The following is a 12,480-nucleotide window of genomic DNA, read 5'->3' as shown; positions in this document are numbered from 1 at the left end:
CGGTGGAGTGTGTGATGGCTGACTATGATTTCGACGTCCTGGTGATCGGCTCCGGCCCCGGCGGCTATGTCGCGGCGATCCGTGCGGCGCAGCTCGGGCTCAAGACCGGGTGCGTGGAGAGCCGGGAGACGCTGGGCGGGACTTGCCTCAATGTCGGCTGCATCCCAAGCAAGGCGATGCTGCACGCCAGCGAGTTCTACGATCACGCCGCCAACGGCATGATGGCCAAATTGGGCATCAAGGTCACGCCAGAGCTCGACCTCGACACGATGCACGGCCAGCGCAAGGACGCGGTCAAGCAGCTGACCGGCGGTGTCGAATTCCTGTTCAAGAAGAACAAGGTCGAGTGGATCAAGGGCCACGCCGCGTTCACCGGCACCGATACCGTCCAGGTCGGCGACCGCAGCGTGCGCGCGAAGAACATCGTCATCGCCACCGGCTCGTCGGTCACCCCGCTCCCCGGCGTCGAGATCGATCAGAAAGTGGTGGTCGATTCGACCGGCGCGCTCGAACTGCCCAAGGTGCCGGAGCAGATGGTCGTGATCGGCGGCGGCGTGATCGGGCTCGAGCTCGGCAGCGTGTGGCGCCGGCTCGGCGCCAAGGTCATTGTGGTCGAATTCCTTGACCAGATCCTGCCCGGCTTCGACGGTGAGGTCCGCAAGGAATCGAACAAGATCCTCAAGAAACAGGGTCTCGAGTTCAAGCTGTCGACCAAGGTCACCGGCGTCACGGTGAAGGGCGACAAGGCCACTGTGACGATCGAGCCAGCCGCCGGCGGCGCGGCCGAGACGATCGAGGCGGATACCGTCCTGGTGTCGATCGGTCGCAAGCCGAACACCGATGGCCTGGCGCTCGACAAGGCTGGGCTCAGCACCAATCAGCGCGGCCAGATCGAGATCGACCACGACTTCCGCACCTCGGTCCCCGGCATTTGGGCGATCGGCGACGTCGTTCCCGGCCCAATGCTCGCGCACAAGGCCGAGGACGAAGGCATCGCGGTCGCGGAGAACATTGCCGGCCAGCACGGCATCGTGAACCACGATGTCATCCCGTCGGTGGTCTATACTTGGCCCGAAATCGCCGGTGTCGGCCTGACCGAGGAAGCGGCGAAGGAGCGCGGCGAAGTGAAGGTGGGCAAATTCCCGATGCTGGCCAACAGCCGCGCCAAGACCAATCACGAGCCCGACGGCTTCGTGAAGGTGATCGCCGATGCCAAGACCGATCGCGTGCTGGGAGTCTGGTGCATCGCCAGCGTCGCCGGCACGATGATCGCCCAGGCCGCGCAGGCAATGGAGTTCGGCGCGACCAGCGAGGACATCGCCTATACCTGCCACGCGCATCCGACGCACAGCGAGGCGATCAAGGAAGCGGCGATGGCGGTGACGGGCAAACCCATCCACATTTAGCCTGCGGCTAAATGTGGATCAAAGGGGTTTGCCCCGGCCGGCGGGCGGGCGCAGCCCGGCCCGTCCGACGGCGCGGCTTTGCCGCGCCGCCTAGCCCTTCGTCAGCTCAGCGATAGCGCCAGCCACCGTTCCACCGCTCGCGGTGCCACCAATAGCGGCGACCGTCCCAATAGCCGCGATTGGGATAATAATTGCCGATGACCAGTCGGACATTCGGGCCGCCCCCATAATAGCCCGGTCCACGATTGGGCACGCAGCGGTCATGCCAACCGCGATGGAAACCACGACCGCATCCGTCGCGCGCCACGGCTGGGGTAGCGGCGACCAGCATCGTGCCGGCGGCAGCCAAAGCCAGAATCATCTTGTTACGCATGGTGACCTCTCACTTCTTCTTACACGCCCGGTAACGCGTCAAACGCCGCCGGACATGTCATCAACGCACGACCGCGGAATTCCCTCCGATCGCGCGGCAGGTGAAACGATTTTATGCGCGGTCGGTTGCAGTTTGGACACGCACGTCGCGCCGGCTCCGGAGCGCGCGCGGGACCCTTCCGCCGCGAGAGCAACCGGGGTGATCATGCCGGTAGCGCTATTTGTCTCTGCCCTTGCCGCCGGGCCTGTTGCCGCCATCGCCCCGCGGCGATCCGACGTTGCGTGGCCCGGAAGCCAGGCCGCCTGGTCGCGCGGCCGGCGGCGCCGGAGCGACTCGCGCCGCCGCCGGTGGCGAAGGCGGAGAGGGTGGCGGCGAGGGCGGCGCCGAGACGGGTGCGCGCGGCGGTGTGAAGCTCGGCCGCGGCGCGATCGAAACGGGCGGCCGGAAGCGCCGAGGCTCGGGGCGCGGCGATACGGCCCGCACTTCGGGTGGGAGCGAGTCGGTCGCTCCCCCGCGGTCTATCTTCACCATCGGCGGCTGTGGCGCGATGCGGACCGGCCGTTCGAAGCGCCCGCCGCGCATCGCGCCAGGTGCTGGTGCCGGAGCGGGTGCGGGCGCAGCCGGTGGCGCAACTATAGTCGGCCGATCGCCATCGCTCTGTATCCGAGGCCAGCGCACCGGGCGATCGCGACGGTCGCCGCCCGGCGTCGGGGAGGTCTCGGGAGCAGTGGGAGCGGCCGGCATGGGCGAACCCGGGACCGGCCGGCCAAAGCGCGGCGGGTAGGGCCGGCGACCTGGCCCGGCACCGTCACCGCGACCCGGCCAGCCCGGTGTCGCTCCAGGCGTGCCTGGCGTCGGGGGTGCGACCGGCCGTGGGCGCCCGATCCAATGGCCTCTGCCAGGCCGATTGCCAGGGCCGATGTCCTTGCCCGGCTGCGCGCCGCCCGGCGTGGTGACCCATTTGCCGCCATCTTGCGGCCGGCCGCGATAGCCGCCACGCCGCCACCGGTCGAACCACTCGGCGCGCTCACGCCGCTTTTGGCCCTCGGCACCGAGCTTCTCGCGCCAGTCGCGATGATGCCACCGTCCCGGTCCGGCGCGATAGCGAACCCAGCCCGGCCGATTGCGCCAGGTGTCGAGCCGCAGCTCGATCGCGCCGAACCAGCCGATGCTGTCGGCCCAGTCGCCGGCATAGACCGGCTCGGGAGTCTGCATCGCCCGCTTCATGCCGAAACCGCGATCCGACAGCCAAGCCGCCCCGTCGGCGATGTCGTCGGACGGATCGATCAGGTCGCCGTTGTCGCCATAGACCGCGGCGAGCGTCCGCCCGTCAAAGCCATAGGCATAGGTCCGGTCGCCGACGAAGAAGGGATAATCGTCGCCGGGGGCGAAGATGTAATAGCGGTAATCGTCGCCGAGCGGCTCGGCGAGGATCGTCGAGCCATCGGCCATCACCCAGGCCCAGCAATCCACACCGTCGAACCTGAAGCCGTGATCGGGCGGCGAGGTGCCCATCGCGTCGAGCAGCGCATCGGCATCGTCGATATAGCGATAAGCGTCGTCGGATGCGGATGCGGCGACGGAAGGTCCATCCCGCGCGGCGGCCATGCCGGGTAGCGCCACACTCGCCAACAGCACGAAAATCGCCCCTGTCACCGAACCGATCCGCTTCCGCGTCATCATCTGCCCCACTCCTGCCGACACCGCCGAGGTCATCGCACAATGTCAATGAACTGACCCTGTCGCGCTCGTTCAGCCCGCGTTGTCTTGATCACGCCCCATATCTACGCCGCAGCCTGACGTGCGGCGGCATGGAGTCAATCGCTGCCGTCACCGCTCGCACCGCCGCCTTGCATCGCGGCGTAGCGCAGTTAGGGTCGCGGCAAGCGGCACCGCCGCAGCAGGAGAGCGCGATGGCGACGGTACGCCTGACACAAGCAGCCAAGGCGTTCGGGCCGGTCGAGGTCCTGAAGGGAATCGATCTGGATATCGCCGATGGCGAGTTCGTCGTGTTCGTGGGACCTTCGGGCTGCGGCAAATCGACCCTGTTGCGCAGCATTGCCGGTCTGGAATCTCTCAGTTCGGGGACGGTCGAGATTGACGACCGCGCGGTCAATGACGTGGCGCCGTCGGAGCGCGGCATCGCCATGGTGTTCCAATCCTACGCGCTTTACCCGCATATGAGCGTGCGCGAGAATATGGGCTTCGCGCTCAAGCTGGCCGGACGATCGAAGGCGGAAATTGCGGAGGCGGTCGATGCCGCTGCGGCGACGCTGGACATCGCGCATCTGCTCGACCGGCGGCCCAAGGAATTGTCGGGCGGCCAGCGCCAGCGCGTCGCGATCGGTCGCGCGATCGTCCGCCAGCCCAAGGTCTTCCTGTTCGACGAGCCTTTGTCCAATCTCGACGCCGCGCTGCGCGTGCGCATGCGCTACGAATTCGCCAGCCTGCACAAGGCGCTGGGAACGACCATGATCTACGTCACGCACGACCAGATCGAGGCGATGACCCTGGCCGATCGCATCGTCGTGCTGAACGGCGGCGTGATCGAACAGGTCGGCACGCCCGACGATCTGTATGCACGGCCCGACACGATGTTCGTCGCGGGGTTCATCGGATCGCCGACGATGAACCTGATTCCGGCGACCTATGCCGGACCGGGTGCGAAGGGCGCGACGGTCAGATTGGCCGGCGGTCTGGTCATCGAAACCATGATCGCCACCGAGGTGATCGCGAACGGAACAATCCTGACGCTGGGCGTCCGGCCCGAGCATGTAGGAACCGACGGCGCGACGAACCGACTGACAGGCACGGTTGGGATGGTCGAATCGCTTGGTGCGGTGCATCACGTCCATCTCGCGATCGAGGGGCTCGCCGAACCGCTGGTCGCCTCGCTGCCAACACGACCGGCGGGTGAGACGCTCAGTATCGCGCTGGCGCCAGAGACGCTGCACCTGTTCGACGAATACGGTCGTGCGCTGCCGCGGCCGATGCCGGCTGTCCCACGCGCTGCCGCTTAGCATCGATACGTTCATAAAAAGCCGCTTGGCGCGGCGCCCGATTGGGGCTTAGAAGAGTTCGTGGAAACGGTTACACGCGCAGCCCGCGGGCGCGTTGGGGAGGAATAGATGTCGGCCGTCACCATTCGCGATGTCGCTCGCCGCGCCGCGGTTTCGGTCGCCTCCGCCAGCCGCGCGCTCAACAATCATGCCAGCGTCACCCCAGCGACGCGCCAGCGCGTGATCGAGGCGGCGCGCGCGCTCGATTACGTGCCGCATCTCGGCGCGCGCAGCCTGTCGCGCGGCCGCTCCAACACGATCGGCGTCGTGCTGCCCGATCTGTTCGGCGAGTTCTTCTCCGAAATCATCCGCGGCATCGATTACGCCGCGCATCGCCGCGGACTTCAGCTGCTGCTGTCCAACATGCATGGCAGCGCCGACGAGACCGAGTTGGCGATCCGGGCGATGCGCGGGCGAGTCGACGGATTGCTCGTCATGTCACCGCAAGTCGATGCCGAATTCCTTGGTCGCAACTTGCCCAAGGGGCTGCCCGCGATCGTCATGAACGCCGCGGCGAGCGACGGCACGCATCCGACGATCGCGATCGACAATCTGGCCGGCGCGCGCGAGGCAGTCGCGCATCTGGTGGCGCAGGGCTGCAAGCGGATCGCGCACGTCACCGGGCCGCAAGGCAATGCCGACGCCGATGCGCGCCGCGCCGGGTTCCGCGCGGCGGTGACCGAGTTGCTCGGCGCCGACGCAGCAATCGAGATCGAAGGCGATTTCAGCGAAGCCTCGGGAATCGACGCGGCATGGCAGATCCTCAGCCAGCGCCCGCATATCGACGGCGTGTTCGCGGCCAACGACATGATGGCGGTCGCGTGCATGGCAACCCTGGCCGAAGGCGGCATGCGCGCGCCCGACGATGTCGCGATCATCGGTTTCGACGGCGTGCCGATCGCGCAATATGTCACGCCCGCTTTGTCGACGATGGCGCTCAACCTCGCCGAACTCGGCGAGCGCGCGCTCGAAAAGCTCGTCGCGATCACCGAGTCCGAAGATACTGTCGAGGCGACCACCGAAATGCTCAAGCCCGAACTCGTCATCCGCGCGTCCAGCCGTCGCCATGCTTGACCGTCGCCAGTTGCTGCTTGCCGGAGGCGCTACGGCGCTGCTCGGCGGCTGTTCCACCGATCTGATGAGCGGTGCGCCGTCGAGCTCCGCGTCCCCGGCGCCGGCGGCGATGTCGACCGCCGATCTGCTCACCGACATGCAACGGCGCACGTTCCGGTTCTTCTGGGAACGGTCGAACCCGGCCAACGGCCTGATGGTCGATCGCTGGCCGACGCCGAGCTTCTCGAGCATCGCCGCGACCGGATTCGCGCTGACCGCTTATCCGATCGGCGTGAAGCACGGCTGGATCACGCGAGATCAGGCGCGCGAGCGTACGCTGGCGACGTTGCGTTTCTTCTGGACCGCGCCGCAAGGCGACGCGCCGAGCGGGATGGCGGGCTACAAGGGCTTCTTCTACCACTTCCTCGATATGGATACCGGGCTGCGCTTCCGGCAGAACGAATTGTCCTCGGTCGACACCAGCTGGTTGCTCGCTGGCGTGCTGTTCGCCGGGCAATATTACGACCAGGCCGACGAGGCCGAGATCCGCGACCTCTCGGCCAAGATCTACGCACGATGCGACTGGCGGTGGTTTCAGCAGCAGGACGCGCATAAGCGCGTCTCGATGGGCTGGCACCCCGAAAGCGGATTCATCGCGACGCCGTGGTTCGGCTATACCGAGGGGCAGATTCTCTACGTCCTCGCGCTTGGTGCGCCCGATTTCTACCTCGACAAAGACGCCTATGACGGGTGGTGCTCGACCTATCCCAACAGCTGGCGCGGCAGCGGCGACACACGCCATCTCGGCTTCGGCCCGCACTTTGCGCACCAATATACTCAGTGTTGGCTCGACATGCGTGGCATCCGCGACGCGACGATGCGCGAGGCCGGGTTCGACTATTTCGAGAACAGCCGCCGCGCGACCTATTGGCAACGCGACTACGCGAAGCGGAACCCCGGCAGGTGGGTCGGCTATTCGCAGGACATCTGGGGTCTGACCGCGTGCGATGGACCCGGCGGCGTGCAGGGGATGGTCAACGGCACGCAACGCCAGTTCACCGGCTATTCGGCGCGCGGTCCGATCGGCCTGCCCGACGGGTTCGACGACGGCACGCTCGCGCCGACCGCCGTGGTCGGCTCGCTGCCCTTTGCGCCGGAAATCGTCGAGCCCGCCACTCAGGCGCTGTACACGCGCTACGGTAGCGCGATTTACGGCCAGTACGGCTTCCTCGACGCGTTCAACCCGAGTTTCAGCTTCGCCGATCAGCCGCACGAACATGGCACGATCACGGCGACGGCAGGTTGGGTCGACAGCGACTTTCTCGGCTTCGACCAGGGCCCGGTCGTGACGATGATCGAGAACCAGCGGAGCGGCATGATCTGGGACGCGATGCGCAGCCACCCCGCGATCAGGCGCGGGCTGCAGCGCGCGGGATTCTCCGGCGGCTGGCTGGGGTGAATCGGCTGCTGCCCCTGGTCTTCGGGTTGGTCTCGATCTTCCTGGGATCGTGCTCGGCCGCGCCATCGGCGACGGTGCTCGACGTCTGGGCGATGGGCCGCGAGGGCGAGGTGATCGGCGATCTCGTCCCCGAATTCGAACGCGAGAATCCGGGGGTGAAGGTCCGCATCCAGCAGCTGCCGTTCACCGCCGCCCACGAGAAATTGCTGACCGCGTTCGTCGGCGACGCGATGCCCGACCTGGCGCAATTGGGGAATAGCTGGGTACCCGAGTTCGCCACGCTCGGCGCGCTCGAACCGCTCGACGCGCGGATCGCGGCGACCCCGGCGATCCCGCGCGCGGACTATTATCCGGGCATCTGGGACTCGAATGTCGTCGACGGCAAGCTCTACGGCGTGCCCTGGTATGTCGACACGCGGTTGCTCTTCTATCGCCGCGATATCCTCAAGCGGGCGGGCTTCGACCATCCGCCGCGCGACTGGGCGGAATGGCGCCGCCAGATGGTGGCGATCAAGAAACTGGTCGGGCCCGACAAATACGCCGCCTATTTGCCGCTCAACGAATATGAGCCGCTCGAAATCCTCGGACTGCAGGCATCCGAGCCGATGGTTACCGACGATGCGCGCGGCAATTTTCGCAGCGCGGGGTTCCGCAAGGCGCTCGATTTCTACCTGAGCACGATGCGCGACGGACTCGCGCCGGTCGCGGCGACCACCCAGGTCGCAAATGTCTGGGACGAATTCGATCGCGGCTGGTTCAGCTTCTACATCACCGGCCCGTGGCAGATCGGCGAGTTCAAGCGCCGCCTGCCGCTCGCACACCAAAGCGAATGGATGACTGCGCCGATGCCCGGCCCCGACGGCCCCGGCGTGTCGAATGCTGGCGGGTCCAGCCTGGTGCTGTTCAAAACCTCGACCAAGAAGGATGCGGCGTGGAAGCTGGTCGCGTTCCTGTCGCGTCCCGACATCCAGATTCGCTTCCATGCGCTGACCGGCGATATGCCGCCCAGGATCAGTGTGTGGAAAACGCCCGAACTCGCCAACGACCCTTATGCCAAGGCGTTCGGCGAACAGATGACGCGGGTGCGTGCCACGCCCAAGGTCCCGGAATGGGAGCGGATCGCGACCGAGCTCAAACTCGTCTCCGAGAAGGCCGCGCACGGTGAGCTGACCACCGACCAGACCGTCGCCGAGCTGGACAAGCGCGCCGATGAGATACTCGCCAAACGGCGGTGGATATTGGCGCGCAAGAAGCAAGTCGGCGTGCTCGCGGAGGTACGGTCATGAACCAGGAGCGCGCAGCCTGGGGATTCGTCGCGCCAGCGCTGGTTGCGCTGGGGCTGTTCTTCTTCCTGCCGGTCGCCGCCGCGCTGATCCTGAGCTTCACCGATTTCGACATCTATGCGGTGGCGGATATCGGCAATCTGCGCTTCGTCGGGTTCGATAATTACCTCCACCTGCTCGAGACGCCGTTATTCTGGAAAGCGCTGGGCAACACCGCCTGGTTCGTGGTGCTGGGCGTGCCGCTGTCGATCATGATGTCGCTCGCCGCCGCCTTGCTGCTCGACAACAAGCTGGCGCGGTTCAAGGGCTTCTTCCGCACCGTCTATTTCGCGCCGGTGGTCACCACGCTCGTCGCGGTGGCGGTGATCTGGCGCTATTTGCTCCACACTAAATACGGTCTGATCAATTGGGCGCTGGGTGGGATCGGTGTCGCGCCGATCGACTGGCTGGGCGATCCGCATTGGTCGATGCCCGCGATCGTGCTGTTCGCGGTGTGGAAGAATTTCGGCTACAACATGATCATCATCCTGGCGGGGTTGCAGACCATCCCCGAGGAGTTGCACGAAGCGGCGCGGATCGATGGCGCCAACGCCTTCCAGCGCCTCCGCCACGTCACTCTTCCCGGCCTCGCCCCGGTGCTGCTGGTGGTGTCGATCCTGACCATGGCCGGCTATTTCCAGCTCTTCGCCGAGCCTTATGTCATGACCCAGGGCGGCCCGGTCGAGAGCACCGTTTCGATCCTCTATTTCATGTACGAGCAGGGATTCCGTTGGTGGAACCTGGGCTTCGCCAGCGCGATCGCCTTCGTGCTGTTCCTGATCATGTTCGCGCTGACCCTGGTGCAGCTGCGCGTCAGCGAGCGGTGGACGCAATGAAGCGCGGCGGTGTCCTGCCCAATCTGGCACTGTGGGCCATCGCGCTGTTCGCGATGGCGCCATTGCTGTGGATGGTATCGGTCAGCCTGATGACCCCGGGCGAGGCCTCGTCCTTCCCGCCGCCCCTGCTCCCGGCGCATCCGACCATTGCCAATTTCGTCGAACTCTTCGCCAGCACCGACATGGCGCGATATTTGGTCAACAGCCTGACCCTGGCGACATTAGCGACGCTGATGTCGCTGACCTTCAACGTGATGGCTGGTTATGCTTTCGCCAAATTGCGGTTCCGCGGGCGCGAGCGGCTGTTCCGCTTCCTGCTGACCGCGCTCGTCATCCCGGCGCAGGTCGCGATGATTCCGCTGTTCCTGATCTGCAAGTCGCTCGGCATCGTCAACAGCTTCGCCGGCGTGCTGGTACCGTCGATCGCGACGGTGTTCGGCATCTTCCTGGTCCGCCAATATGCATTGTCGATCCCAGACGAGATGCTCGAGGCCGCGCGCATCGACGGCGCAAGCGAGGGCAGGATCTTCCGCTCGATCGTGCTGCCGACCTTGAAGCCGATCCTGGCCACCCTGGCGACGTTCAGCTTCCTCGGCTCATGGTCCGATTTCCTCTGGCCGCTGATCATCCTCAACGACAGCCAGAAGCAGACCTTGCCGGTAGCGCTCGCCAACCTCAGCCGCGAGCATGTCCAGGATATCGAGCTGATGATGGCCGGCACCGTAGTGACGCTCATCCCCGTCCTCCTGCTCTTCCTGTTGTTGCAGCGTTACTACATTGCCGGGCTGATGGCGGGGAGCGTCAAGGGATGAGGAGATTGATCTTGGCTCTGGCCGCCGCGGCGACGATCGCCGCGACCAAACACCCTTCCGCCCCTCCCCCGCTTCCCGAAGGCGTGCAGACCGCGCAACCCGCGCCGGCCGAGGGCGGCTATCCCTATCTGCTCTTCAAGCCGCGCGGTTACGATGCCGACAAGACGCAGCAATGGCCGCTGGTCATCTTCCTCCACGGATCGGGCGAGCGCGGCAGCGATATCGAGGCGGTCAAACGCAACGGCCCGCCCAAGATCATCGCACAGCATCCCGGATCGCCCTTCATCCTGGTGTCGCCGCAGCTCGAAGCCGCCAGCGACGACGACAAGCGGTGGGACACGGCCAAGCTCGACCAATTGCTCGCCGCCGTCCGCAAGCAGTATCGTGTCGATTCCAGCCGCATCTACCTGACCGGGCTCAGCCTGGGCGGGTACGCAACCTGGGCCTGGGCACTGAGGCATCCCGAACTGTTCGCCGCGATCGTGCCGGTCGCCGGCCTGTCCGAGGACAAGGACCTCGACCCCTGCGTGCTCAAGGACGTGCCGATCTGGGCGTTCCACGGCGACCAGGACGACGTTGTCGATCCCCAGCAAGGCTTCGCGATCGTCAAAAAGGTCGATGCCTGCAAGGGCAGTGTCCGCCCGAAGATGACGATCTATCCGCAGATGACCCACGGATCGTGGGAGCCTGCTTATGACGATCCGGCGATGTGGCGCTGGCTGCTCGAGCAGCGCCGCACCGTTCCCGCCCCAGGCGGTCCCCAGAAAACCAACAAAAAGAAGGCCCGAGACACATGAGTAATCCGTTCCCCGACGATTTCCTGTGGGGATGCGCGACCGCGGCATACCAGATCGAGGGCTCACCGCTCGCCGATGGCGCCGGCGCGTCGATCTGGCAGCGATTCAGCCACGATCCGCGGCTGATGGCGGCCAAGGGCGATACCGGCGACGTCGCCTGCGATCATTATAACCGCATGGCCGACGACGTCACGCTGATGAAGCGGCTGGGGCTCGAGGCCTATCGCTTCTCGGTCGCCTGGGGCCGCGTGCTGCCCGACGGCATCGGCCAGGTGAACGAGGCCGGGCTGGGCTTTTACGAGCGACTGGTCGACACGTTGCTCGCCAACGGCATCGAGCCGTTGTGCACGCTTTATCATTGGGACCTGCCGGCCGCCCTCGACGACAGAGGCGGCTGGCTGAATCGTGATAGTGCGGACTGGTTCGCCGATTATGGCCGCGTGCTGTTCGACCGGCTCGATGGCCGCGTGACGAAGTGGGTGACGCTCAACGAACCTTGGGTGGTGACCGATGGCGGCTACCTTCACGGCGCGCTCGCGCCGGGACACAAGAATGTGTTCGAAGCGCCGATCGCCAGCCGCAATTTGATGCGCGCGCATGGCGCCGCGGTGAAAGCCTATCGCGAGATCGGCAAGCATGAGATCGGGTTGGTGGTGAATCTCGAGCCCAAATATCCGGCGTCGGATTCGCCCGAGGACCAGGCCGCGACCGCGCGCGCCACGGCCTACATGAACCGCCAATATCTCGACCCCGCCATCCATGGCACGAACCCGCCCGAACTCGCCGACGTGTTCGGCGAGGCCTGGATCGACTGGTCGGCGGAGGATCTGGCGCTGGCCAAACAGCCGATCGATTTCGTCGGGGTCAATTACTACACCCGCAACGTCACCAAGGCCGACGACAGTTTCCCGGTGCGGGCAGGCATGGTGGTGCAACCGCAAGCGACTTACACCACCACCGGCTGGGAAGTGTTCGGCCAAGGCCTGACCGACGTGCTGTTGTGGGTGAAGGACAATTACGGCGATCCGGCGATCTACATCACCGAGAATGGCGCCGCTTTCTACGACCCCCCCGCCGCATCGCAAGGCCGGGTCGAGGACCCGTTGCGCGCCGCCTATCTGCGCGAACATGTCGCCGCGGTCGGCAAGGCGATCGAGCAGGGCGCGCGGATCAAGGGCTATATGTTGTGGTCGTTGTTCGACAATCTCGAATGGTCGCTCGGCTATTCGAAACGGTTCGGCATCGTCCATGTCAATTTCGAAACGCAGGAACGGACGTTCAAGGATTCGGCCAAGCTGTACGGCGAGGTGATCGCAACGAACGGGGCGTGTTTGAGCTGATCAAATCCGCCCTCCCCGCCCGT

11 protein-coding genes are annotated in these 12,480 nt (G+C 65.8%); 9 read left to right on the top strand and 2 right to left on the bottom strand.

Translation table 11 applies throughout. The features are described from left to right. The first annotated feature begins 14 nt into the window (after positions 1 to 14). Positions 15 to 1,406, top strand: coding sequence for a dihydrolipoyl dehydrogenase (gene lpdA / locus AC1DRD_RS00590; protein WP_478039536.1), 1,392 nt, complete (start codon positions 15 to 17; stop codon positions 1,404 to 1,406). Between the two features lie 106 nt (positions 1,407 to 1,512). Here lpdA and AC1DRD_RS00585 read toward each other — a convergent pair whose 3' ends face one another. After that, positions 1,513 to 1,779, bottom strand: coding sequence for a GCG_CRPN prefix-to-repeats domain-containing protein (locus tag AC1DRD_RS00585; protein ID WP_478039534.1), 267 nt, complete (start codon positions 1,777 to 1,779; stop codon positions 1,513 to 1,515). A 216-nt stretch (positions 1,780 to 1,995) separates the two neighbouring features. Further along, positions 1,996 to 3,462 carry a hypothetical protein gene (locus tag AC1DRD_RS00580; protein WP_478039532.1) on the bottom strand — a complete coding sequence of 489 codons (1,467 nt, stop codon included), beginning with the start codon at positions 3,460 to 3,462 and terminating at the stop codon, positions 1,996 to 1,998. Between the two features lie 230 nt (positions 3,463 to 3,692). Here AC1DRD_RS00580 and AC1DRD_RS00575 point away from each other — a divergent pair, with 230 nt between their 5' ends. The 8 genes from AC1DRD_RS00575 to AC1DRD_RS00540 all read left to right on the top strand — a co-directional run bounded on the left by AC1DRD_RS00575 (position 3,693) and on the right by AC1DRD_RS00540 (position 12,457). Further along, entirely contained in the window at positions 3,693 to 4,799 is a 1,107-nt protein-coding gene (locus tag AC1DRD_RS00575; RefSeq protein ID WP_478039530.1) for an ABC transporter ATP-binding protein, read from the top strand. 108 nt (positions 4,800 to 4,907) lie between these two features. Beyond that, on the top strand, positions 4,908 to 5,912 hold the full coding sequence (locus AC1DRD_RS00570; RefSeq protein WP_478030563.1) for a LacI family DNA-binding transcriptional regulator: 1,005 nt from the start codon (positions 4,908 to 4,910) through the stop codon (positions 5,910 to 5,912). Continuing rightward, positions 5,905 to 7,350 carry a glucoamylase family protein gene (locus tag AC1DRD_RS00565; RefSeq protein WP_478039528.1) on the top strand — a complete coding sequence of 482 codons (1,446 nt, stop codon included), beginning with the start codon at positions 5,905 to 5,907 and terminating at the stop codon, positions 7,348 to 7,350. The genes AC1DRD_RS00570 and AC1DRD_RS00565 overlap by 8 nt, the downstream gene beginning before the upstream one ends. Next, entirely contained in the window at positions 7,347 to 8,636 is a 1,290-nt protein-coding gene (locus AC1DRD_RS00560) for a sugar ABC transporter substrate-binding protein (RefSeq protein ID WP_478039527.1), read from the top strand. The genes AC1DRD_RS00565 and AC1DRD_RS00560 overlap by 4 nt, the downstream gene beginning before the upstream one ends. Further along, positions 8,633 to 9,508 carry a carbohydrate ABC transporter permease gene (locus tag AC1DRD_RS00555; protein ID WP_478030567.1) on the top strand — a complete coding sequence of 292 codons (876 nt, stop codon included), beginning with the start codon at positions 8,633 to 8,635 and terminating at the stop codon, positions 9,506 to 9,508. Before AC1DRD_RS00560 ends, AC1DRD_RS00555 begins: the two co-directional genes overlap by 4 nt. Continuing rightward, positions 9,505 to 10,320 (top strand): carbohydrate ABC transporter permease, encoded by an 816-nt coding sequence (locus AC1DRD_RS00550; RefSeq protein WP_478039525.1) that lies wholly within the window; start codon positions 9,505 to 9,507, stop codon positions 10,318 to 10,320. Before AC1DRD_RS00555 ends, AC1DRD_RS00550 begins: the two co-directional genes overlap by 4 nt. Before the next feature lie 11 nt (positions 10,321 to 10,331). Continuing rightward, positions 10,332 to 11,117, top strand: a complete 786-nt coding sequence (locus tag AC1DRD_RS00545; protein ID WP_478039523.1) for a carboxylesterase family protein — start codon at positions 10,332 to 10,334, stop codon at positions 11,115 to 11,117. Beyond that, positions 11,114 to 12,457 carry a GH1 family beta-glucosidase gene (locus AC1DRD_RS00540; protein ID WP_478039521.1) on the top strand — a complete coding sequence of 448 codons (1,344 nt, stop codon included), beginning with the start codon at positions 11,114 to 11,116 and terminating at the stop codon, positions 12,455 to 12,457. The genes AC1DRD_RS00545 and AC1DRD_RS00540 overlap by 4 nt, the downstream gene beginning before the upstream one ends. Positions 12,458 to 12,480: the final 23 nt, after the last annotated feature.

This window comes from Sphingomonas sp. P4_G2 (assembly GCF_056401155.1).
The sequence above is the reverse complement of the archived record's forward strand: the minus strand, read 5'-3'. Positions and strand labels throughout refer to the sequence as shown.